The organism is Pseudomonas sp. RL_5y_Pfl2_69 (assembly GCF_963970465.1).
Classification (GTDB): domain Bacteria; phylum Pseudomonadota; class Gammaproteobacteria; order Pseudomonadales; family Pseudomonadaceae; genus Aquipseudomonas.
On the sequence record NZ_CAXAOU010000002.1, the window covers coordinates 289339 to 312690 of the forward strand.

23 protein-coding genes are annotated in these 23352 nt (G+C 54.9%); 7 read left to right on the forward strand and 16 right to left on the reverse strand.

The window, feature by feature from the left end:
• Positions 1-195: 195 nt before the first annotated feature.
• The 4 genes from glpD to AACY07_RS04605 form a co-directional block, all read right to left on the reverse strand.
• Positions 196-1734, reverse strand: a complete 1539-nt coding sequence (glpD, locus tag AACY07_RS04590) for a glycerol-3-phosphate dehydrogenase (RefSeq protein ID WP_326425447.1) — start codon at positions 1732-1734, stop codon at positions 196-198.
• A 176-nt stretch (positions 1735-1910) separates the two neighbouring features.
• Positions 1911-2666 (reverse strand): DeoR family transcriptional regulator, encoded by a 756-nt coding sequence (locus AACY07_RS04595; protein ID WP_133075894.1) that lies wholly within the window; start codon positions 2664-2666, stop codon positions 1911-1913.
• A 136-nt stretch (positions 2667-2802) separates the two neighbouring features.
• A complete protein-coding gene (glpK, locus tag AACY07_RS04600) occupies positions 2803-4308 on the reverse strand; it encodes a glycerol kinase GlpK (protein ID WP_339473643.1) in 1506 nt (501 codons plus the stop codon).
• A gap of 89 nt (positions 4309-4397) precedes the next feature.
• Positions 4398-5249, reverse strand: coding sequence for an MIP/aquaporin family protein (locus AACY07_RS04605; RefSeq protein ID WP_133075892.1), 852 nt, complete (start codon positions 5247-5249; stop codon positions 4398-4400).
• 381 nt (positions 5250-5630) lie between these two features.
• On the opposite strand from AACY07_RS04605, the gene ybaK reads away from it, so the two are divergent.
• Positions 5631-6101: a Cys-tRNA(Pro) deacylase gene (gene ybaK / locus AACY07_RS04610; protein ID WP_133075891.1), complete on the forward strand. Its 471-nt coding sequence runs from the start codon at positions 5631-5633 to the stop codon at positions 6099-6101.
• A 23-nt stretch (positions 6102-6124) separates the two neighbouring features.
• Here the strand turns inward: ybaK and AACY07_RS04615 are convergent, their stop codons facing one another.
• Both AACY07_RS04615 and argF read right to left on the reverse strand, forming a co-directional pair.
• Complete coding sequence (locus tag AACY07_RS04615; protein WP_339473646.1) at positions 6125-7234, reverse strand: ABC transporter ATP-binding protein; 1110 nt, start codon at positions 7232-7234, stop codon at positions 6125-6127.
• Positions 7231-8151, reverse strand: coding sequence for an ornithine carbamoyltransferase (argF, locus tag AACY07_RS04620; protein ID WP_133075889.1), 921 nt, complete (start codon positions 8149-8151; stop codon positions 7231-7233). The genes AACY07_RS04615 and argF overlap by 4 nt, the downstream gene beginning before the upstream one ends.
• Before the next feature lie 386 nt (positions 8152-8537).
• On the opposite strand from argF, the gene grxD reads away from it, so the two are divergent.
• On the forward strand, positions 8538-8879 hold the full coding sequence (grxD, locus tag AACY07_RS04625; protein WP_016779691.1) for a Grx4 family monothiol glutaredoxin: 342 nt from the start codon (positions 8538-8540) through the stop codon (positions 8877-8879).
• A gap of 90 nt (positions 8880-8969) precedes the next feature.
• Here grxD and bfr read toward each other — a convergent pair whose 3' ends face one another.
• A complete protein-coding gene (gene bfr, locus AACY07_RS04630; protein WP_016779692.1) occupies positions 8970-9440 on the reverse strand; it encodes a bacterioferritin in 471 nt (156 codons plus the stop codon).
• 198 nt (positions 9441-9638) lie between these two features.
• Positions 9639-9857, reverse strand: a complete 219-nt coding sequence (locus AACY07_RS04635; RefSeq protein WP_133075888.1) for a bacterioferritin-associated ferredoxin — start codon at positions 9855-9857, stop codon at positions 9639-9641.
• Positions 9858-10139: 282 nt separating this feature from the next.
• Between AACY07_RS04635 and AACY07_RS04640 the strand changes: the two genes are divergently transcribed.
• The gene (locus AACY07_RS04640) at positions 10140-10742 is read left to right on the forward strand and encodes a peroxiredoxin (protein ID WP_133075887.1); all 603 of its coding nucleotides are present in this window, start codon (positions 10140-10142) and stop codon (positions 10740-10742) included.
• A 78-nt stretch (positions 10743-10820) separates the two neighbouring features.
• Here the strand turns inward: AACY07_RS04640 and rnt are convergent, their stop codons facing one another.
• Positions 10821-11495 (reverse strand): ribonuclease T, encoded by a 675-nt coding sequence (rnt, locus tag AACY07_RS04645; RefSeq protein ID WP_019823542.1) that lies wholly within the window; start codon positions 11493-11495, stop codon positions 10821-10823.
• Positions 11492-12538 carry a dihydroorotase gene (gene pyrC, locus AACY07_RS04650; protein ID WP_133075886.1) on the reverse strand — a complete coding sequence of 349 codons (1047 nt, stop codon included), beginning with the start codon at positions 12536-12538 and terminating at the stop codon, positions 11492-11494. Before pyrC ends, rnt begins: the two co-directional genes overlap by 4 nt.
• Before the next feature lie 144 nt (positions 12539-12682).
• On the opposite strand from pyrC, the gene AACY07_RS04655 reads away from it, so the two are divergent.
• Together AACY07_RS04655 and AACY07_RS04660 are read left to right on the forward strand one after the other, a co-directional pair.
• Positions 12683-13588, forward strand: a complete 906-nt coding sequence (locus AACY07_RS04655) for a flagellar protein MotY (RefSeq protein ID WP_339473650.1) — start codon at positions 12683-12685, stop codon at positions 13586-13588.
• A gap of 127 nt (positions 13589-13715) precedes the next feature.
• Positions 13716-14933, forward strand: a complete 1218-nt coding sequence (locus AACY07_RS04660; protein ID WP_133075884.1) for an argininosuccinate synthase — start codon at positions 13716-13718, stop codon at positions 14931-14933.
• Positions 14934-14998: 65 nt separating this feature from the next.
• On the opposite strand, the gene AACY07_RS04665 is transcribed toward AACY07_RS04660, so the two are convergent.
• Positions 14999-15685, reverse strand: coding sequence for a hypothetical protein (locus AACY07_RS04665; protein WP_339473652.1), 687 nt, complete (start codon positions 15683-15685; stop codon positions 14999-15001).
• A 922-nt stretch (positions 15686-16607) separates the two neighbouring features.
• On the opposite strand from AACY07_RS04665, the gene AACY07_RS04670 reads away from it, so the two are divergent.
• Positions 16608-17234 (forward strand): response regulator transcription factor, encoded by a 627-nt coding sequence (locus AACY07_RS04670; RefSeq protein ID WP_219260806.1) that lies wholly within the window; start codon positions 16608-16610, stop codon positions 17232-17234.
• Between the two features lie 84 nt (positions 17235-17318).
• On the opposite strand, the gene AACY07_RS04675 is transcribed toward AACY07_RS04670, so the two are convergent.
• The 4 genes from AACY07_RS04675 to metG all read right to left on the reverse strand — a co-directional run bounded on the left by AACY07_RS04675 (position 17319) and on the right by metG (position 21551).
• Complete coding sequence (locus tag AACY07_RS04675; protein ID WP_133075882.1) at positions 17319-17501, reverse strand: PA3496 family putative envelope integrity protein; 183 nt, start codon at positions 17499-17501, stop codon at positions 17319-17321.
• 106 nt (positions 17502-17607) lie between these two features.
• On the reverse strand, positions 17608-18246 hold the full coding sequence (gene nth / locus AACY07_RS04680; protein WP_133075881.1) for an endonuclease III: 639 nt from the start codon (positions 18244-18246) through the stop codon (positions 17608-17610).
• Between the two features lie 67 nt (positions 18247-18313).
• Positions 18314-19306 (reverse strand): electron transport complex subunit RsxB, encoded by a 993-nt coding sequence (gene rsxB, locus AACY07_RS04685; RefSeq protein WP_339473655.1) that lies wholly within the window; start codon positions 19304-19306, stop codon positions 18314-18316.
• A 193-nt stretch (positions 19307-19499) separates the two neighbouring features.
• Positions 19500-21551, reverse strand: a complete 2052-nt coding sequence (gene metG, locus AACY07_RS04690; RefSeq protein ID WP_133075879.1) for a methionine--tRNA ligase — start codon at positions 21549-21551, stop codon at positions 19500-19502.
• A 181-nt stretch (positions 21552-21732) separates the two neighbouring features.
• On the opposite strand from metG, the gene apbC reads away from it, so the two are divergent.
• The gene (gene apbC / locus AACY07_RS04695; RefSeq protein WP_339473657.1) at positions 21733-22827 is read left to right on the forward strand and encodes an iron-sulfur cluster carrier protein ApbC; all 1095 of its coding nucleotides are present in this window, start codon (positions 21733-21735) and stop codon (positions 22825-22827) included.
• A gap of 198 nt (positions 22828-23025) precedes the next feature.
• On the opposite strand, the gene AACY07_RS04700 is transcribed toward apbC, so the two are convergent.
• Positions 23026-23235: a cold-shock protein gene (locus AACY07_RS04700; protein ID WP_002554837.1), complete on the reverse strand. Its 210-nt coding sequence runs from the start codon at positions 23233-23235 to the stop codon at positions 23026-23028.
• Between the last annotated feature and the right edge of the window lie 117 nt (positions 23236-23352).

Here is a 23352-nt window from a genome sequence, read left to right on the forward strand (position 1 = left end):
AAAAGCGGTCGCGCCCGGAAAGCCGAATGATGCAGGGGTGCGTGTTCGGAAAACCGAATGAAAGATGGCGCAGGCAGTTCGCGATTCAGGTAGTCAGTGTTTTCTGGCAAGCCGTTCCGATTTCATCGCGAGCAAGCAGGATCGTCACGCCCTCACCCCACAAGCAATTGAGACCTGTGGGGCGGGGGAGCAGGTTTAAGCCGCTTCTACCTTGCGGTTTTTCAGATTGAGGGTGGCCATGTACTGGGACAGATGCGCCTGCTCCTCAGCGGTGGTAAACAGGCCCAGCTTGGTCCGGCGCCACAGAATGTCCTGTGCATCCAGTGCCCATTCCTGGCTGCACAGGTAATCGACTTCACGGCTGTAGAGGCCACTGCCGATATGCTCGCCCATGTCGCTCAGGCCTTGTACGCCGTCCAGCAAGCGCCACGAGCGGTTGCCATAGGTGATTGCCCAGCGCTTGGCAATCGCAGCATCCAGCCAGCTGTGTTTGCTGATCAGGGCGGCGCTCAGGGCTTTTGGCGTGGTCATGTCTTCGCCGCCCGGCAATGTCGCTGTGGCGGTCCAGCTCGGCTTGATCTGGGTGAAGTAGGGCGTCAATTGGGCCATGGCCGACTCGGCCAGCTTGCGGTAAGTGGTCAGTTTGCCGCCGAACACTGACAGCAGCGGGGCTTCGCCCGGTGCGCCGGACAATGCCAGGGTGTAATCCCGTGTCACTGCTGAAGGGTTGTCGGACTCGTCGTTACACAGCGGGCGCACGCCGGAGTAAGTGCGCAGGATGTCGCTGCGGGTTACTTGTTGCTTGAAGTGGGCATTGACTACATTCAGCAGGTAGTCGGTTTCTTCTTCCGTGATGCTTACTTTGGCCGGATCGCCTGTGTATTCACGGTCGGTGGTGCCGATGATAGTGAACTGATCCATGTAGGGAATGGTGAACACAATCCGCTGATCTTCGTTTTGCAGAATGAACGCATTGGGCGCGTCATACAGCTTGGGAACGATGAGGTGGCTGCCCTGGATCAGGCGGATGCCGTAAGGCGAATCCAGCTTCAAGTCGTCTTTGATGAATTTGGCTACCCAAGGGCCAGCGGCATTGACCAAGGCTTTGCTGCGAATCGAAAACAGGCTGCCGTCAGCACGTTCCAGGTTCAATTCCCACAGCCCTTTGTTACGGCGCGCGCCCACGCAGCGAGTCTGGGTATGGACATGTGCGCCTTTTTCCCGCGCGGCCATGGCGTTAAGTACTACCAGGCGAGCGTCATCGACCCAGCAGTCGGAGTACTCGAAGCCTTTGGTGATTTCTGCTTTCAACGGGCTGTCTGCACCAAACTTGAGGCTGGTGGAGCCCGCGAGTTTTTCGCGCTTGCCCAGATGGTCATACAGGAACAGCCCGGCACGGATCATCCACGCCGGGCGCAGGTGCGGGCGATGGGGCAAGACAAAACGCATGGGTTTGACGATATGCGGCGCTTTGGACAGCAGCACCTCACGCTCAGCCAGTGCTTCTCGTACCAGGCGGAACTCGTAATGTTCGAGGTAGCGCAAGCCGCCGTGGATCAGCTTGCTGCTGGCGGATGAAGTGTGGCTGGCCAGATCGTCTTTTTCGCAAAGGAACACAGACAAGCCGCGACCGGCTGCGTCTGCCGCAATCCCGACGCCATTGATCCCGCCGCCAATCACAGCAACGTCGTAAACCTCAGCGAGAGGGGTGGCAGGCAAGGTGGTCAGGGACATAAATGGGCCTCGCGTTCTTTACGCATATTTGAATGTGAACACTAATGTTCATTTTCGAAAATATTAGCGGATAAAGGCGAGCGTAGCCAGCACCCTTCGATTGAAAAAACTCATCGAAGGGGGGTTAAAAGAAGAATATCGAACATTTTGGATGGGCAGATGAACCTGCGGGCCGGTTACACCACTTCCAGGCGGATCTTGTTTTGAGCCAGGAGTTGCGCGAGTTCGGGCACGGGCGGCTGGTCGGTGACCAGGCAATCAATCAGGGTGATCGGGCCCAGTCGTACCATCGCATTGCGGCCGAACTTGCTGGAGTCGGCTGCCAGGATGGTTTGTCTGGCGTTGGCGATAATCGCCTGAGAGACGCGAACTTCCTGATAGTCGAAGTCCAGCAGGCTACCGTCGGAGTCGATGCCGCTGATACCGACCAGTGCAAAGTCGAACTTGAACTGGTTGATGAAATCGACACTGGCCTGGCCAACGATACCGCCATCGCGGCGTACATTGCCGCCAGCGATCAGGACTTCAAAGTCATCCTTGGCACTCAGGATTGAAGCCACGTGCAGGTTGTTGGTGATGATCTTCAGGTGGTTGTGATTGAGCAGCGCCCGTGCAATCGACTCGGTGGTGGTGCCGATATTGATGAAAATCGAGGCGTGATCAGGGATCTGGGCGGCAATGGCTTCGCCAATGCGGCGCTTTTCGTCGCGCATCTGGTCTGCGCGCATGGCGTAGGCAGTGTTTTCAACGCTGGAGTCATAGGCGGCTCCACCGTGGTAACGGCGTAGCAGATCGGCTTCTGCCAGTTGATTGATGTCGCGGCGAATGGTCTGCGGTGTAACGATGAACAGCTGAGCCATTTCCTCGATGCTGACATAACCGCGCTCGCGTACGAGTTCGAGGATCTGCTGCTGGCGTGGAGGCAGATTCATTGATTTTCCTTTGGGCGGCGAAGCAAATTCGCCCATGATGCCGCAGGAAAGCGCCGCCTGCTACTCGCAGGTGCCATCAAATATTGAAGCGACTGCGGGCGCCAATGGCGCCCGCAGCAGTTATTGCCCGGTAGGCTTAGTTGCTTTCTTCGTGGGGTTCCCAGTCGCGAGTGCGGCTGACGGCTTTTTTCCAGCCGGCATAGAGCTTCTCTTTGCTGGCTTCGTCCAGCGCAGGTTCGAATTCGCGCTCGATCACGGCCTTGCCGCGCAATTCATCCAGGCTGCCCCAGAAACCGCAGGCCAGACCCGCCAGGTAGGCCGCGCCCAATGCAGTGGTTTCGCGCATTTGCGGGCGTTCAACCTGGGTGCCGAGAATGTCGGCCTGGAATTGCATCAGGAAATTGTTGGCTACGGCGCCACCGTCCACACGCAGGGCTTTGAGGCGTTCGCCAGAGTCCTGCTGCATGGCATCCAGTACGTCGCGTGTCTGGTAGGCGATCGACTCAAGTGCTGCACGAATAATGTGATCAACGCGTACGCCGCGAGTCAGGCCGAACAATGCGCCACGGGCGTACGGGTCCCAGTAAGGGGCGCCCAGGCCAGTGAAGGCAGGCACCAGGTAGACGCCATTACTGTCCTTGACCTTGTTGGCGAAGTATTCGGTGTCGTGTGCGTCGTTGATGATCTTCAGTTCGTCACGCAGCCATTGAACGGTGGAACCACCATTGAAGACGGCGCCTTCCAATGCGTAGGCAACTTCGCCACGTGGGCCGCAGGCGATGGTAGTCAGCATGCCGTGGGTCGATTTGACGGCGTTTGCGCCGGTGTTCATCAGCAGGAAGCAGCCGGTGCCGTAAGTATTCTTGGCCTGCCCCGGCTCGACACACATCTGGCCAAACAGTGCGGCCTGTTGGTCGCCTGCAATGCCGCCAATGGCGATACCGCTTTTGGTGCGGCCGTAGATTTCTGAAGATGACTTCACTTCTGGCAGCATTTCGCGCGGGATATCCAGTACCTCCAGCATCTTGGCATCCCACTCCAGAGTGTGGATGTTGAAGAGCATGGTGCGAGAGGCATTGGTGTAGTCGGTGACGTGGGTTTTGCCGCCGGTAAATTTCCAGATCAGCCAGCTGTCGACGGTGCCGAACAACAGTTCGCCATTGCGTGCGCGCTCACGGCTGCCTTCGACGTTATCGAGGATCCACTTCAGTTTGGTACCCGAGAAGTACGGGTCGGTCACCAGGCCAGTGGTGTCGCTGATGTATTGCTCGTAGCCATCGCGCTTGAGCTGCTCGCAGATTTCGGTGCTGCGGCGGCACTGCCAGACGATGGCATTGTAGATTGGACGACCGCTGACCTTGTCCCACACAACGGTGGTTTCACGCTGGTTGGTGATGCCGATGGCGGCCACCTGATCGTGATGCAGGCCGGCTTGTGCAAGGGCCTCGACCATCACGGCGCTTTGGGTAGCGAAAATTTCCATCGGGTCGTGTTCAACCCAGCCCGGTTGCGGGTAGTGCTGTTGAAACTCACGTTGCGCCGTGCATACCACGTTGGCGTCACGATCGAAGATGATCGCTCGCGAACTGGTTGTGCCTTGGTCCAGCGCAATGATGTAGTTCTTATTCTGAATGTCGGTCATTTGAAAGTGCCTTGCAGAATGAGGGAGGTTGGGGGCGCGAGAAAGGTAACGGGCAGTAGGTCTCGTGCGCCCCGTTTCATAAGTCGATATCAGGAAGCTTGGGTTTTCACTTGCGCTGCAGCCTGGGTGTCGGCGGCTACAGGGGCAGCGTCAGGCAGGTGGCGGGCAATCAGGCCGCGATAAATGGCTGCGCCCAGGCAAGCGCCCACGATCGGTGCAAATATTGGAATCAGGAAGTAAGGGATGTCGCGTCCACCAGTGAACGAAATTTCACCCCAACCCGCCAAGAATGTCATCAGTTTAGGCCCGAAATCACGCGCGGGGTTCATCGCAAAGCCGGTTAGCGGCCCCATCGAGCTGCCGATGACAGCAATCAGCAAGCCGATCAGCAGGGGGGCCAGTGCGCCACGTGGCAGACCGTTCTTGTCGTCGGTAAGCGCCATGATCACGCCCATCAGGATAGCGGTAATCACCACTTCGACGAGGAAGGCTTGCAGCGTTGTAAGCGAGGGGTGCGGGTAGGTCGAGAAGACCGATGCCAACTCCAGGCTGGCCTGGCTGCCTCGAACCATTTGATGTGCTTGTTCGTAATCGAAGAAGAGATTGCTGTAGAGCGTGTAAACCAACGCTGCAGCGCAGAAGGCGCCTGCAACTTGGGCAAGGATGTAAAAGGGCAGCTTACGTTTTTCGAAATCGGTGAACAGGCACAGCGCGATGCTGACTGCCGGGTTCAGGTGTGCGCCTGAAACGCCTGCTGTCAGGTAAATCGCCATGCTGACGCCAATGCCCCAGATGATGCTGATTTCCCATAATCCAAAACTGGCACCCGCGACTTTGAGAGCCGCAACGCAGCCGGTACCGAAAAATATCAACAGTGCGGTACCGAGAAACTCGGCCAGGCATTGGCCTGAAAGTGTGGGGTGTTGCGATGCAGTCGTCATCTGAAGCCTCGTTATTGTTGTTTTTAGACGTTATCAATCAGGGTGGCGGCGCGCCTTGGTCTGATCGGGTAATTGCGTACCATTGATTTCAGCATGTAGGTAAAGTCGTACAAAAGTTGAATGCTAATATTCAGATTCGAAAAAATATAGACAAGAAACGCTGCTGTCAAAGGTCGAAAGTGAACGGGTATTCACATTCTGACTTTAGAGCGGGGTGGTGGTACTGGTTTTTCTGTAAGAAAACACTACGAATTGGTAGGTTGGCGTGTAACGTTTCAGCAAAATGCATGGCGCAAAGCCCCGTGCCAGCGCGTTTTATACGGGCCAATAGCCTAAAATCGGCCATCAGTTTTCTTTTCCTCATTCAAGACTGGAGCTGTCATGACGCCTGCACTGGACCTGCTGAAAAAAGTTCGCGCCGAACATCGTGTGCATAGCTATGAACATGATCCCAAAGCGGCATCCTACGGGTTGGAGGCCGCAGAAAAGCTTGGCCTGGAACCTGCTCAGGTGTTCAAGACGTTGTTGGCCAGCAGTGAGAAGGGGGAGTTATTGGTCGCTGTGGTACCGGTCGTCGGAAGCCTCGATTTAAAAGCCCTCGCACACGCTGCCGGAGTCAAAAAAGTCGAAATGGCGGACCCGGCGGCAGCTCAACGTTCAACAGGGTATTTGTTGGGAGGCATCAGTCCGCTGGGGCAGAAGAAGCGACTGCGCACCTTTATCGATAAAAGTGCTGAAGGTTTTGCGACTATTTTTGTCAGCGCCGGACGACGCGGGCTGGAAGTGGAACTGGCGCCTGGGGTGCTGGCAGAGCATACGCAGGCGCAGTTTGCAGAGGTCGGTCGGGTGTAAGCGCGAATTGTTGTGGTAAGGGATTACTGAGCGGTGCTGAAACGCCTTACACCTGATTCGGAGTGCGGGATTTGCGCAGCAACGCTGCCGCTGGTTTGAAACATCACCAGATGCTCGGCTGCTACGCGAATGCCCACTTGCGCCCCAGGCAAGTGATCGGCGTGGCTCGGGAAAATCGATTCCAGCTGGCTCCCTGTAGGCAGTTGCAGGCGGTACAGGGTGGAGGCACCGAGGAATGTCTTGCCAATAATCCGGGCTTTCAAATCGCTGTCCGGCGCGTAGACGATATCGTCCGGACGCAGCAACACATCAACTGCGCCGCCAGTCGGCCAGGTGTATGCGCGGTTGCCGCGTAAAACCCCCAGCTCGGTTTGCACCGACTCAGGGCTTAGTAACTGGCCCCGAATGAAGTAGCCCTGACCGATAAAACTCGCCACAAAAGGTGTCTGAGGTTCGTGGTACAGGTTGTAGGGCGTATCCCACTGTTCAAGACGGCCTTCTTTGAAGACACCGACATGGTCGCTGACAGCGAAGGCTTCTTCCTGGTCATGTGTCACCAAAATCGCACTGGTGCCCCGTGCTTTCAGGATATCTCGCACTTCATGGCTGAGTTTGCGTCGCAACTCGCCATCGAGGTTGGAAAACGGCTCATCCAGCAGGAGTAATTGAGGTTCGGGTGCCAATGCACGTGCAAGGGCGACACGTTGCTGCTGGCCGCCGGAAAGCTCGTGGGGGAAGCGTTTGCCAAGTTGCTTGAGATTGACCAGTTCAAGCAGCTCTTCGGTCACGCGCTCCTTGTTCGGATGTTTGCGAATCCCGAACGCAATGTTGTCGGCCACGCTCAGGTGCGGAAACAGGGCGTAGTCCTGAAACACCATGCCAATACGACGTTTCTCAGGGGCCAAGGTAAAGCCAGCACTTGAAATGACCTCCCCAGCCAGTCTGATCTCACCCTGATGCACCGGCTCAAAACCGGCAATAGCGCGCAGGGTGGTGGTTTTGCCACAGCCCGATGAGCCCAGCAAGCAGCCAATATCGCCAGCATTGAGGTGCAGGTTGAGGTTTTGAACGACGCTCTGGCCCTGATACCCACAGGCCAGATCGCTAAGGTTGAGCAATAACGGCTGGCTCATGCGGGTTGGTACGCCGGTTGGACAAGGAATTCGAGCAGCGCTTTTTGCGCATGCAGGCGGTTTTCAGCTTGATCCCATGCCACGGAGCGAGGGTCATCCAGCAAATCGAGGCTGATCTCTTCGCCACGGTGAGCGGGAAGGCAGTGCATGAACAGCACGTCGTCGGCAGCCAGGTCGAGCAGGGCGCGATTGACCTGGTATGGAGCAAACAGCTGCAGGCGCTTGGCGGTTTCTTCTTCCTGGCCCATGGAGGTCCACACGTCAGTGCTAACCAGATGGGCGCCAATCACGGCATCACGAGGATCGCGAACGATAGTCACGCGATCACCGGCTTGAGCCACGAACTGCGGGTTGGGCTCATAGCCTTCAGGGCAGGCAACACGCAGCTTGAAGTCAAACTGGATGGCCGCTTCTATATAGCTGTTGCACATGTTGTTGCCATCACCGATCCAGGCCACGGTTTTGCCTTTGATCGAACCGCGATGTTCCTGAAACGTTTGCATGTCGGCCAGCAACTGGCAAGGGTGCAGATCGTCTGACAGACCATTGATAACAGGTACGCGGGAATTGGCCGAAAACTCGGTCAGGGTACTGTGAGCGAAGGTGCGGATCATGACGGCGTCAAGCATGCGCGACATTACGATGGCGCAGTCACCAATTGGCTCGCCACGGCCCAGCTGGGTGTCGCGAGGGGACAGAAAAATAGCCTGGCCACCCAGCTGGATCATGCCTGCTTCAAATGACAGACGGGTACGGGTCGATGACTTCTCGAAAATCATGCCCAGCACGCGACCTTTCAGAGGTTCGAAGAGAACGCCGCGTTGACGCAGGTCCTTCAGCTCGATACCGCGACGAATCACGCTGACTAGCTCTTCGGGCGTGCAATCCATCAGGGAGAGAAAGTGCCTTGCGCTCATCATTAACTACCTTTTTTGCAACGACCGCAGATGCTCAAAGCCGGGGTTTTCGGAAAAACGGGCGAGACCTGCGGCGAAAGCCGCACGGGGCGACGAAATAGGGGAAGGCGCGATCTTATAAGGAAATGTCGCGTCTTGCCAATAAGGGTCACGTGTATAGAGGTTTGAGCGAGTCTTGCGCTGCACGAGCCACTCAGGTGGTATGCCTCACCTCAGCTGTCCATTTGTACACTGCCGTGGCGTTGCTTGGCAATTGCGCGGGGCATTTGGAGAGGCGTGAGGGGCCTGCTATTGTCTGTCGGGGAGACCGAGCGTCACGCTCGGCTTTCCGTTACAATGCGCCACCGTGCCGACATCTGAGTCGGAAAGTTCAGCCGAGGTGCTCCATGGATATCATCGAAACTATTAAAGACCAGATTGCGAACAACACCATTCTGCTCTACATGAAAGGCTCCCCGAATGCCCCGCAGTGCGGCTTTTCGGCCAAGGCTGCCCAGGCAGTCATGGGTTGTGGCGAGAAGTTCGCTTACGTGGACATCCTTCAGAACCCGGAAATCCGCGCCAATCTGCCGAAGTATGCTAACTGGCCAACTTTCCCGCAACTGTGGGTCGGTGGTGAGTTGGTGGGCGGTAGCGACATCATGGCTGAAATGGCCGCCGATGGTTCTTTGCAGGCTTTGATCAAAGAAGCTGTCGAGAAAGCTGCTGCAAACAAGACTGAAGCCTGATGTCAGTCGCGTAGTTACAGTTGTTATGTAACACGCATAAAAAAGCCCCGCCCCGTGATAAACAGGGCGGGGCTTTTTAATGGCTGTTAGTTACTCACCCATTTGAGATTGCAGGTAATTCTCAATCCCTACTTTATCGATCAGGCCCAGTTGAGTTTCCAACCAGTCGATATGTTCTTCTTCGGATTCCAGGATATCTTCCAGCATTTCGCGGCTGCCAAAGTCACCGACAACTTCACAGTGGGCGATAGCAGCTTTGAGGTCGGCGTGGCCGGTCTTCTCAATACGCAGGTCGCACTCGAGCATTTCCTTGGTGTGTTCGCCGATGTGCAGCTTGCCCAGATCTTGTACGTTCGGCAGGCCTTCCAGGAACAGGATGCGCTTGATCAGCTTGTCCGCGTGCTTCATCTCGTCGATGGACTCGTGGTACTCGTGAGCACCCAACTTTTCCAGGCCCCAATCCTGATACATACGTGCATGCAGGAAGTATTGGTTGATAGCGACCAGTTCGTTGCCGAGAATTTTGTTGAGATGCTGGATAACTGAAATGTCGCCTTTCATGGCTGGGGCCTGCCTTAATTAACTGTATATACGGCAGAGTTTGATCCGCACATTGCAGACTGTCAAACCTAAGTATTTGAATAATATATGAAAATTAATCGGAATAAGAATGTTTGTGTTCCGCGTCTCGGGGCTAACCACTTGAATTCTAGGCATAAAAAAACCGGACACTAAGTCCGGTTCTTTGAAATCTGTACATTACGCAGCTGAAAATTCAACCGGGAAACTCATTGCGGCCTGACTGGTTTGCAGCGAAGCCAGGGTTTCGCGAACCACTTGCTTGGCCAGGCATGCACATTTACCGCATTGGCTAGCGACACCTGTTGCTTCGCGCACTTCGCGGTAGCTGCAGCAACCCTCGTAGATTGCGTCGCGAATTTTTCCATCGGTGACGCCAGTGCAAAGGCAAACGTACATAAATAAGAACCATCGCTGGTTGGGATTCAATTCAAGGATCTTAATGTTAACGAGAATGATTGTCAAAGTACCTTGAGTCGCAATTGAGCCTTGTGGGTGCTGTGCTGACGAACGGTCTCGACGATTCTGCTTTCAGGGCCTGAAAAAGGGTTAAGGCCCGTCCAGACGGGCGGTGTATGATGACCGGTCATTTTCACGCAGGAGCGGGTCGGCTGAGTACCATTAACCGATGGTGGCACCGACCGGATCCTGTTTTTCACGCAGCACACCAGGAGATATCCAATGAGCGTACTCGTAGGCAAACAAGCCCCTGACTTCACCGTCGCAGCCGTACTTGGCAATGGCGAAATCGTTGACAGCTTCACACTGTCCACCGCCATCAAAGGTAAATATGGCCTGGTGTTCTTCTACCCGCTGGACTTCACTTTCGTTTGCCCGTCCGAGCTGATCGCTCTGGACCATCGCATCCCTGAGTTCCAGGCGCGTAACGTTGAAGTGGTTGCCGTGTCGATCGACTCCCATTTCACCCACAACGCATGGCGCAACACTCCAGTGAACAATGGCGGCATCGGCCAGGTGAAATACACCATGGCTGCCGACATCAATCACGCAATCTGCAAGGCCTATGACGTTGAAAACGAAGGCGGCGTGGCACTGCGCGGCGCGTTCCTGATCGACGACAAGGGTGTTGTACGCTCCCAGATCGTCAACGACCTGCCACTGGGCCGTAACATGGACGAGCTGCTGCGTCTGGTTGACGCTCTGCAATTCCACGAAGAGCACGGCGAAGTTTGCCCTGCCAACTGGAAAAAAGGCGACAAAGGCATGACCGCTTCGACCGCAGGTGTTGCAGCGTACCTGACCGAGAATGCTGACCAGCTGTAAGCGTCAGTTTCAGGCATAAAAAAACCGGACCCAGTGTCCGGTTTTTTTTAGGGTGCGATGAAAGCCTGAACGACAGGATCAGTCGTTGAAGTCTTTCCAGCCGCCCATTTGCTTCCAGCGGTTAACGATGCCACAGAACAGCTCAGCGGTTTTCTCGGTGTCATAACGAGCCGAGTGCGCTTCACGCCCATCAAAATCGATATCAGCCGTCTGGCAGGCTTTGGCCAATACTGTCTGACCATACGCCAGGCCAGCGAGGGTAGCGGTGTCAAAGCTTGAGAACGGGTGAAACGGGTTGCGTTTCATGTCCAGGCGAGCGACAGCGGCGTTGAGGAAACCCAGGTCAAAGCTGCTGTTATGGCCCACCAGGATGGCACGCTTGCAACCGTTGGCTTTCAAGGCCTTGCGCACGCCACGAAAGATGTCGGTCAGGGCCGTCTCTTCGCTGACAGCCATGCGCAGTGGATGGTCGAGCTTGATGCCTGTGAATTCCAGCGCTGCAGCTTCGATGTTGGCGCCTTCAAACGGCTCAACACGGTGGAAGTAGGTGTGCTCCGGGAACACAAAGCCTCTTTCGTCCATGCCGATCGTGACAGCTGCGATTTCCAGCAAGGCATCAGTAGCGCTATTAAAGCCACCGGTTTCAACATCGATTACGACCGGTAGATAGCCGCGAAAACGCTCGGCCATCGGGTGGCGCGATCCGCCGCCATGGCCGCCTTCGTGTTCGTCATCATAATGGTCGTCACTCACAGCTGTTCCTCCAGCAGGCGCCAGCGCAGTGTTTCACCGGCGCGCAGCGGAATTACGGTCAACTCGCCGAAAGGCAGGCTGTTTGGGGCGGTCCACTCCTGGCGAACCAGGGTGATGTGTTCGGTGCTGGCGGGCAATCCGTAGAAGCGCGGGCCGTTCAGGCTGGCAAAGGCTTCCAGCTTGTCCAGGGCATTGCGCTGCTCGAAAGCTTCGGCGTACATCTCGATGGCCGCATAAGCGGTGTAGCAACCGGCACAACCGCACGCCGCTTCTTTGGCGTGCTGGGCGTGGGGTGCAGAGTCTGTACCCAGGAAGAATTTCTCGCTGCCACTGGTGGCCGCATCCAGCAGGGCTTCCTGATGAGTGTTGCGCTTGAGAATCGGCAGGCAATAGAAGTGCGGGCGGATTCCGCCAACCAGCATGTGATTGCGGTTGTACAGCAGGTGATGAGCCGTAATGGTTGCGCCGACGTTGGCCGAGGCCTCGTTGACGAACTGCACCGCGTCAGCGGTGGTGATGTGCTCAAACACGACTTTGAGTGTCGGGAAGCGATCTACAACGCGGCGCATATGCTCGTCGATGAAGATTTTTTCGCGATCAAAGACGTCCACACCGGCGCGGGTGACTTCACCGTGGATCAGCAAGGGCATGCCAACTTCAGCCATGACCTCGAGGACCGGGAAGATCGCGTCGATGCTGGTAACACCTGAGTCGGAGTTGGTCGTTGCCCCAGCCGGATACAGCTTGGCTGCATGGACGAATCCGCTGGCCTTGGCCGTACGAATGTCTTCTGGCTGTGTTCGATCAGTGAGGTAAAGCACCATCAGCGGCTCGAAACGGCTACCGGCCGGGCGAGCAGCCAGAATGCGCTGGCGATAGGCATCGGCTTCGGCAGCATTACGCACCGGAGGTACCAGGTTGGGCATGATGATGGCGCGGCCAAAAGTGCGCGCTACATCCGCAACCGTGTGAGGCAACACAGCACCATCGCGAAGATGTATATGCCAGTCGTCGGGACGCAGCAGGGTCAGGCGGTCAGACATTGGGAATTCCAGGCGGGTCAAACTGATGTGAATGCTACCGGAAAAGACTCTATCAGGCACTCGCTATCAAGTTTTGTGATTGCTGACCGATATCTCATCAATCTGTGGACTGTTTTTTTGCAGTGCAAGCCTGTGGAGCCTCCCGTGCGCCAGCATTATTTCATCCTGCTCAGTATGTTTGCCAGCCTGCCTGCCATGGCTCTGACCTTTCAGACTCGGCTGGAGAATATCGAGTGGAAAGTGGAAGGCGACAAATTCGAGTGTCGGCTGATCCAGCCCATTACTGATTTCGGCTCCGGGGCCTTTGTGCGTCGAGCCGGGGAGCAGGCCGTTTTTCGCCTCAATGCCTACAACTCGATGCTGGGGGAGGGGTCTGCGAAGCTATTGGCCGCCGCCGCACCCTGGCAGCCGGGCCGCGGCGACATTGACCTGGGCTCGGTGCGAATCGGCCGTGGGCAGGTATTGTTCAACAGTTCCCAGGCCCAGGCCGCCAGCTTGTTTCGTGGGCTGATTGAAGGGCGTAGCCCGTTGGTCAGGCACTACTCGCGCGATGGCAATGTTTCGGAGGTTCGCCTGTTGCCGGCCAGATTTCGCCAGGCTTACGGGGATTACGAGGCGTGTACCACCAAGTTGTTGGCGAAGAACTTTGAGCAGGTCAGGCAAAGCCAGGTCGGCTTTCCTGGCGGGGGTACCGAGCTGGATGCGAAGGCTCGGATCAACTTGCAAGTCATGGTGGAGTACTTGAAGGCAGATCCTACGGTCAACCGCGTCATCCTGGACGGTTATTCCGACAATCAGGGCAATCGCTTGACCAACCGCGAACTGTCACGGCGACGGGCATTGGCGGTGATGGACTTCTTCAAGGAGAAGGGGCTCCAGGAGTCTCAGATCACAGTCCGTTTTCATGGCGAACAATACCCCTTGGCACCCAACACGACCCGGGCAAATCGTGAGAAAAATCGTCGGGTCAGCGTGCGCTTGGAGCGTGTTCCTGAGCCAGAAAAATCTGTGCCTTCTGTAGGTGTCAGCAATTCTGCGGCGATTTCCTGAAGTGACCGTCTGGTCGCTCCTTTGACATTATCTGTCGCTTTGTCGTCTTAAGCTGTCGCGCCTCTGTAAATTCATGGATATGGGCGGTAGACTGTTCGGCTTTTCGAACAACCCGTGGAGTGATGGCATGGCGGACGTAAACAAGGTCGTTCTGGCTTATTCGGGCGGCCTGGACACTTCGGTGATCCTGAAGTGGCTGCAGGATACTTATAACTGTGAAGTCGTAACCTTTACCGCTGACTTGGGTCAGGGCGAAGAGGTCGAACCTGCACGTGCCAAGGCGCAAGCCATGGGCGTCAAGGAAATCTACATTGATGACCTGCGTGAAGAGTTTGTTCGAGACTTCGTTTTCCCGATGTTCCGTGCCAACACCGTTTACGAAGGCGAGTACCTGCTGGGTACTTCCATTGCTCGTCCGCTGATCGCCAAACGCCTGATTGAAATCGCCAACGAAACAGGCGCAGACGCCATTTCCCACGGCGCAACGGGTAAAGGTAATGATCAGGTTCGTTTCGAACTGGGTGCCTATGCCTTGAAGCCAGGGGTGAAAGTGATTGCTCCTTGGCGTGAATGGGACTTGCTCTCCCGTGAAAAGCTGATGGATTACGCTGAAAAGCACAATATCCCGATCGAGCGTCACGGCAAGAAGAAGTCTCCGTACTCGATGGATGCCAACTTGCTGCACATCTCTTACGAGGGCGGTGTGCTGGAAGACACGTGGACTGAGCACGAAGAAGACATGTGGCGTTGGACCAAGTCTCCAGAAGACGCGCCGAACACGCCGACTTATCTGGAATTGACTTACCGCAACGGCGATATCGTCGCTCTGGACGGCGTCGAAATGACCCCGGCCACTGTGCTGGCAACACTCAACCGTATTGGCGGCGAGAACGGTATCGGTCGTCTCGATATCGTTGAAAACCGTTATGTCGGAATGAAGTCCCGTGGTTGCTACGAGACTCCGGGCGGCACCATCATGTTGCGTGCTCACCGTGCCATTGAGTCGATCACTCTGGACCGTGAAGTTGCTCACCTCAAAGACGAGTTGATGCCCAAGTACGCGAGCCTGATCTACACCGGCTACTGGTGGAGCCCAGAGCGCATCATGCTGCAGCAGATGATCGATGCTTCGCAGGCTCACGTTAACGGTGTTGTTCGTCTCAAATTGTACAAAGGCAATGTGATCGTTACGGGTCGCAAGTCAGACGAGTCGTTGTTTGATGCCAATATTGCAACGTTTGAAGAAGATGGCGGTGCTTATAACCAGGCCGATGCTGCCGGCTTCATCAAGTTGAATGCATTGCGTATGCGGATTGCCGCAAACAAAGGCCGCAAGTTGTTCTAATGCGTGCCGCATAAAAAAGCCCCGGCCATGTGGTCGGGGCTTTTTTATGTCTTGAATTCAATGTATTACAGCGCTCTAAAAGTCAGTTGAATAGTTCCAGTACTGCCAGTGTTGGGGTGGTAAGTGATAAGTATTTTAGAGCCGTAGGGAGACGTATTTTTATAACAGTCGATATCCTGTTTTGACGTCTCTGGCGTGATATCTGGTGGAGTACTTATCAGCAACAAAAGCACGTCGCTCGTGCGGTTGTTAATCTTGAACTTTCGCACGGACGTCGAGTGGCTATGCAGTATTTCGTGCGCAGCGCTTTTGTATAAGCGTGGGTTTGGTGGGTTGTTCAGTTCAGGCGTTTCTTTCGTGTCAGAGTCATAAATTCGGTGGCCTTGAGGCAGGAATGTGAAGTTTTGAGGAGGGAACGAACTGAATGTTATACCGGGTTGGTATGGGGTCGTGGCAAGTGATGTGCCTGTGCGGTTATGAGGGTAAGTGCGAGGCGAATAGGAAGTCATAGTTAAAGGCAACGCTGCCTTGGATAAATCAGCCGGGGTGTAGAGTGTTTTGTTGTTGAAGTTCAGGGTCAGAAAAAATAACGTAATCAGCAGTACGGGGAAGATAATTAAAAACCAAACATACTCTTTCTGATGTGCACTATCGATATACGGCAATGATACCGCTGCCGATGCTTCGGTCAGCATCGAAAAAACAGCAATTATGGTCAAAGGGTTATTGATTTTTAAAGTGTTCTTTATCATGGGATAACCTTTCTGGAGGGTAGTTGAAGTAAGGCGCTGGCGCACAGCGCTGCGGGTGCTCCTGTAACGGAGGGAGCTGATGTTTTGCTTTAAGGGCCTGCTTCTATAAATTTAGACACTGGATATTGAAGCTGCAAACCCAGTCCGGGTTTTGGGTGTGACGTCTATTAGGTGGATCTTTCGGTTTTTTAGTTTGCTTCAATTGTTTGTAGGAATGCTGTCGTTATCTACGGTGAATTCCATAGGTGTTATTATTTATCTGGCGTAATTGCATGTAAGTTTTTTATCTTGGGTTTGAATAATTTGTAAGATATAGCGCCAAATGATTTTTGTTGGCCTTTTTTCAAACAGTTTTTTTGTTGTGTGTCTTTTTGGAGGGCAGGCAGGGCTTAGTATTCTTTTGATATGGATTCATATTTGGGTGGTTTCTGAATGATCTGTAGTCCTATTCTGTAAGTACAGATTTCTGATATTTTCTCCTGAAAACAATAGTAGATTCCACCGGGTGAGTGTTTAGTGGGTTGGATTATTGTGTTTTATGGTTTTTTTGCGTGAAGGAGGATGTGTTGTTGTGATTGGTTTGGATGATGGTTGAATGTGGGTCGGGCTTTACCAACGCTGAGTTTAAATTTTGGATTTAACTGAAGAATGTTGGCTGTGCAAAGGTGCTGCTAATATTAAATGTGTATGTGCCTTTAATGAGTCAGTGGGTGTTACTGGTGGTGTGTGTGCATCTGCGTTTGCTTGGATTGTATTGAGTGAATGTTTAAAGTTTGAAGGCTATTTCTGTAGGTTAAATCTTCAATAATTGTAGGAAATGTCTTTGGATGCGGATGCGTGAGGGGGCGCTATGCCCAGTTTGTTATGACTAGGCTATGGTGCTGGTTCTAAAAATTCGAACAGCGATAAATTGGAATTGCCCATGAATAAAGTGCTGATCGTGGATGATCATCCTGTAATTCGTCTTGCTGTGCGTATGCTCATGGAACGACATGGCTATGAAGTCATCGCAGAGACGGACAATGGTGTGGATGCTTTGCAACTTGCGCGTGAACACGCGCCAGACATTGTGATTCTGGATATAGGAATACCTAAACTTGACGGGCTTGAAGTTATTGCGCGGCTGTCCACACCAGCAGTGCTTATCAAGGTGCTGGTACTGACCTCGCAAGCTCCCGGTCATTTTTCCATGCGCTGCATGCAGGCAGGTGCAGCGGGTTATGTTTGCAAGCAACAGGACTTGACCGAGCTGTTGAGTGCAATCAAGGCTGTGCTGTCGGGTTATAGCTATTTCCCTAATCAGGCGCTGCACTCAGTGCGTTCAAGCCTGGGCAATGCGAGTGAGGCTGATATGGTCAATCGCCTTTCGGGTCGGGAGATGATGGTGCTGCAGCAGCTGGCACGGGGGAAAAGCAACAAGGAAATAGCCGATGGCATGTTCCTTAGCAACAAAACGGTGAGTACCTATAAAACCCGACTTCTCTTGAAGCTTAATGCCCGCTCGCTGGTAGATTTGATCGAACTGGCCCAGCGCAATGGCTTGGTGTGAGGGGGAGGGAATAGGGACGTGACACCCAAAGCCCTCCCAAGAAAAGCCTCCGCTAAGGAGGCTTTTGATATTGCGTGATGGAAATTAAAGATCGTATCCATAATCTTCGAGCTCTTTTCTGAGCCGTTTTTCTTCCAGAAGCGCGTCAATGGTACGGCGTTTGGCCAAGTTGGTTTTTGCCACCTCGACGACAGGCTCCACTGCATCGTCTGGATCGACGACTGCAAAATCTTCTTCTACTTCCAGTTCTTCTTTGCCAGTGCTCATTCAGTTCACTCCAGGCCAAGACAGTCAATGGCGCCCCTTATAGCGATAATCGCCGCTCGGGTAAAAAAGATTTTCTCAATCGATCAGCCCATAAAATATCTATTACTCAATCATCAGAGGTTTTTTGCTTGAATTCGCACAGATCCTCTATGCGGCAGCTTCCACACCGAGGCTTGCGTGCCTGACACACATAGCGCCCATGCAAAATGAGCCAGTGGTGGGCGTCCAGCAAATACGGTTTGGGCACGTGCTTCATCAAGTTCTTTTCGACCTCGACCACGTTTTTACCCGGCGCAATCCCGGTTCTGTTGCTGACCCTGAAAATATGGGTGTCTACGGCCATGGTCAGCTGCCTGAAGGCGGTGTTGAGCACTACATTTGCCGTTTTTCTACCCACCCCAGGAAGCGCTTCAAGCTCTTCTCGCGTCTGCGGAACCTGGCTGCCATGGCGTTCAATCAATAAACGGCAGGTCTCAATCACGTTTTTGGCCTTGCTGTTATACAGGCCAATGGTCTTTATGTACTGCGACAGTCCTTCTACTCCGAGAGCGTAGATGGCTTCTGGTGTGTTGGCGACTGGAAACAGTTTGGCCATCGCCTTGTTCACGCTCACATCAGTGGCCTGGGCGGACAGAATCACCGCAATCAGGAGTTCGAAAGGAGATGAATAGGCCAGCTCGGTTTTTGGCTCAGGATTGTCTTCGTGAAATCGGCGGAATATTTCAAGGCGCTTTGCGGCGTTCATGGGTAAAACACTTCCTGGATAGCTGTCCGTTAAACGAAGAGGCGCTTGCTTGTGGTGGGGAAATCTATCAGGCCTTGGCCGGCTCCAGCGCATTGAGTGTTAACTCTGCCTGAGTGACAGCCTCGGATAAAAGGTTCAACTGCGCGGTGGATTGCTCTTGGGTTATGGCCTTTTTAAGTTCGGCGCGGCGCATGGCCAGCTGGATTTTTGCGCGTTTGAGTTCTGCGGTATTTGCAGCGGGCGCAGTCACTGACACCTCGGCAGCAGGCTCCAGTTGTGCCAGTGCGTGTTCGGCAGATTCAAACTGTTGCTGCAGGGTGACAAGCTGGGATTGCTGTTGTGCCGTTGGAGGGTGCCCGAACGCCTTGAGCGACTTGTTCAGTTGGGCGCGTGCCATGGCGAGTGTGACCTTGGCTTTTTTAAGCGCTGCGTCATTGAGGCTGGACAGTTCTGCCCCCGGGCTATCCGGGCGTGTGCCACTGGCAGTCACTGCCGGTGGGCGCTGGGCCCGCGCGAGGCGCTCAGCCTGTCTGTGTTGCTCTTCGCGGCGCAGACGCTCGTCACGCACTTCATAGCGTCCGCGAGCATGGTCACGCTTTTGGTTGCGGACGTTGAGTTGCACTGAGTCGTGAGTGAGGCCACCGACAATCGGGATTACATTTGCAGGCAGGGGGCGCATTTCTATGCAGTCTACCGGGCAAGGGGCTACACAGAGGTCACAGCCGGTGCATTCGTCGACAATGACGGTGTGCATGAGTTTGGCCGCGCCCAGTATGGCGTCAATCGGGCAGGCCTGAATGCACTTGGTGCAACCGATACATTCTGCTTCGCGAATGTAGGCCACTTGCGGTGGGGCCTCACCGCGATCGGTATCCAGTTGCAGCACCGGAATGCTGAGCAAGTGGGCCAGTGCGGCAATGGCTTCGGTTCCACCAGGGGGGCACTTGTTGATTGCCTCGCCTTGGGCAATGCCTTGCGCATAAGGTTTGCAGCCGGGATGGCCGCACTTGCCGCATTGAGTTTGCGGTAATAAAGCATCAATACGTTGAATCAGGCTCATGGTGTGATCAGTCCAGCTACAGCGGGTCGCATCTGGGCGACACTCAACATGCGCAGAAAAAATAAGGGCGTGCGATCAAGGTCGGTCGGCTCAAGCGAATGCGGCTGATTATCCGACATGACGGAGAGGGCGGCTACTGATGATCAGCGTCTGGTGGCCTGCTGGCCACCAGACGCTGCGAGGGGGGGCGGTGTTACTTGATGCGTTGACCTGGTTTTGCGCCGCTATCCGGGCTCAGCAGGTAAATTTCTTCCCCGCCAGGGCCGGCAGCCATCACCATGCCTTCGGACATGCCGAAGCGCATTTTGCGTGGCTTGAGGTTGGCAATCATCATGGTCAGACGACCTTCGAGCTCGGCCGGATTCGGGTACGCACTTTTGATCCCCGAGAACACGTTGCGTTGCTCGTCACCAATATCCAGCGTCAGGCGCAGCAGTTTGTCGGCGCCTTCAACGGCTTCAGCCTTGAGGATCAGCGCCACGCGCAAGTCCACTGCGGCGAAGGTATCAAACTCGATCTCTGCGGCCAGTGGTTCCTTGACCAGTTCGCCGTTGCCCTGCGGGGCAGCGCTGCCGGTGTCGGTCTGGCTTGCAATCAAGTCTTCTTTCGAGGCATCTGTCATGGCTTGAACCTTGACCGGATCGATGCGGGTCATCAGCGGCTTGAAGGCGTTAAGCTGATGATTGGCCAGCAACACGTTGTGATCGTTCCAGATCAAAGGCTCAACGTTCAGGAACGCCTCGGCATCGGCTGCGAGCACGGGCAATACCGGCTTGAGGAAGATGATCAGTTGGCGGAACAGGTTGATGCCCAGGGCACACACAGCCTGAACTTCATCTTGCTTGCCTTCGACCTTGGCCATTGCCCACGGTGCCTTGTCGGCAATCCAGGCGTTGGCGCGGTCAGCCAGCGCCATGATTTCACGCATGGCGCGCGCAAAGTCGCGGGCTTCATATGCTTCGGCAATGCTGGGTGCGGCGGCCAGGAACGCTTCGGTCAGTTCGGGGGCAGCATTGCCCTCGACCATTACCCCGGCGTTGCCCTTGTGAATGAAGCCTGCGCAACGGCTGGCAATGTTGACCACTTTGCCGACCAGGTCGGAGTTGACCTTCTGAACGAAGTCTTCCAGGTTCAGGTCCAGGTCATCGACGCCGCGGCCCAGTTTGGAGGCGTAGTAGTAACGCAGGTATTCCGGTGCCAGGTGGTCCAGATAGGTGCGGGCCTTGATAAAGGTGCCGCGGGATTTGGACATTTTCTGGCCGTTGACGGTCAGGTAACCGTGAACGTTGATGGCGGTTGGCTTGCGATAGCCTGCGCCTTCGAGCATTGCTGGCCAGAACAGGGCGTGGAAATTGACAATGTCCTTGCCGATGAAGTGGTACAGCTCGGCGGTGGAATCCTTGGCCCAGTACGCATCGAAATCCAGTTCAGGACGGCGTGCGCAGAGGTTCTTGAAGCTGGCCATGTAGCCGATTGGCGCATCGAGCCATACGTAGAAGTATTTGCCTGGGGCGTCCGGGATCTCGAAACCGAAGTACGGCGCATCGCGGGAGATATCCCACTGTTGCAGGCCGGCATCCAGCCATTCGGCGATCTTGTTGGCTACTGCATCTTGCAGGGCGCCGCTACGGGTCCAGCTTTTGAGCATGGCATCGAAGTCGGGCAGCTTGAAGAAAAAGTGTTCGGAGTCCTTGAGCACCGGAGTGGCGCCAGAGATTGCCGATTTCGGGTTTTTCAGATCGGTGGGTGCATAGGTTGCGCCGCACTTTTCGCAGTTGTCGCCGTACTGATCATCCGTGCCGCATTTAGGGCATGTGCCCTTGATGAAGCGATCGGCCAGGAACATTTTCTTTTCCGGGTCGAAGTACTGGGTGATCGAACGGGTAGCGATATGCCCGGCTTCGCGCAGCTTGATGTAGATCGCACTCGACAGCTCACGGTTTTCTTCGGCGTGGGTCGAATGGAAATTATCGAAGTCGACGAGGAATTCGGCAAAGTCGGCGCTGTGTTCAGCCTGGACGTTGGCGATCAGTTGCTCGGGGGTGATGCCTTCTTTCTCGGCGCGCAACATGATGGCCGAGCCGTGGGCGTCGTCTGCGCAGACATAAGTGCATTGATTGCCGCGAAGTTTCTGGAAGCGCACCCACATATCGGTCTGGATGTACTCAAGCATATGGCCAAGGTGAATTGAACCATTGGCATAGGGCAGGGCGCTGGTGACGAGGATCTTGCGTGGCTCGGACATGGGGCTCGGCTACTTGATGAGACGGTGGTCGGCCACTATAAAGCGCCGAGCGATATATTTCACCCCGTGGCGGTGTATCTGATCGTTTACGCTGATTTTGACTGTTTCGAAAGCCTGCTTCCGTTGGTCTATTACAGGTACGATAGCGACCTGTTTTACTCAGTCTTTACGGGAGTTGCCCATGAGCGCAGTCAATCGCGCAGCGGTGGAGGCCGTCCTTCGCCAATACACCGACCCTTATTTGAATCAGGACCCGGTCAGTGCCGGATGCATTCGTACCATCGAGATTCAGGGCGAGCGCGTCAGTGTTCAGCTTGAGCTGGGCTATGCCGCTGGCCTGTTCAAGAGCGGTTGGGCGCAAGTGTTGCAAACGGCTATCGAGAATATGGATGGCGTTACCTCGGCCAAGGTCGAGATCAACTGTGTGATTTCGGCGCACAAGGCGCAGGCGCAAATCCCGGGTCTGGCCAATGTGAAGAACATTGTGGCAGTGGCTTCCGGTAAAGGCGGTGTGGGCAAATCCACGACCGCTGCCAATCTGGCTCTGGCGTTTGCGCGAGAAGGTGCGCGGGTTGGGATTCTGGATGCGGATATCTATGGTCCGAGCCAGGGGGTCATGTTCGGCATTGCCGAAGGTACTCGGCCAAAGATCCGTGATCAGAAGTGGTTTGTGCCCATTGAGGCTCACGGTGTTGAAGTGATGTCGATGGCCTTTTTGACTGACGACAACACGCCGATGGTCTGGCGCGGCCCGATGGTGTCGGGTGCGCTGTTGCAGCTGGTGACGCAAACGGCCTGGAATGACCTCGATTACCTGGTCATTGATATGCCGCCGGGTACAGGCGATATCCAGCTGACGCTGGCGCAAAAAGTCCCTGTGACTGGTTCGGTGATCGTGACTACTCCGCAGGACCTGGCTTTGCTGGATGCACGCAAGGGTGTCGAGATGTTCCGCAAGGTGAACATTCCGGTGCTGGGCGTGGTGGAGAACATGGCGGTCCACATTTGCTCGAACTGTGGTCATGCAGAGCATCTGTTTGGCGAGGGCGGTGGCGAGAAGCTGGCGACGCAATACGGCGTTGAGGTATTGGCCTCGTTGCCGCTGGCGATGGAAATTCGCGAGCAGGCCGATAACGGCAAGCCAACAGCGGTTGCAGACCCCAATAGCCCGATTGCGTTGATCTATCAGGAATTGGCTCGCCAGGTAGGGGCGCGGATTGTTCTGCATGAAGCGGCTTCGCAAGCCATGCCGACCATTACTACCACTGACGACTGAATTGCGACGCAATACCTGTAGTCGCTGACGAGGTACGAGGCTGCGATAAAGCCCGCAGGGCCTTCAAAAATGGGGGCCGCTACGCAGCCCATCGCCGCCTCGTGCCTCGTCAGCGGCTACAAAATCGTGCCCGGGTTTATTGCAGGCATAAAAAAACCCCGCTTTTAAGGGCGGGGTTTTTTACTGGATCAGTACAAGTTAGATAACTTGAACTTCCTCAGCTTGCATGCCTTTCTGACCGCGGGTAGCGATGAAAGAAACCTGTTGGCCTTCTTTCAGGCTTTTGAAGCCGTCGGATTGGATTGCTTTGAAGTGAACAAACAGGTCGTCACCGGATTGTGGAGTGATGAAGCCGAAGCCTTTTTCATCGTTGAACCACTTAACGGTACCAGTTTGGCGATTAGACATGGTGTAACTCCTTGAACAAAGATAACTGCGACGCAGGAAAAGCCCTGGCCGAGACTGAGTGCAAAGAGCAGGAAAAATTCTTGGAGATGGTTGGATCGAAATTCAACATATCGTGTA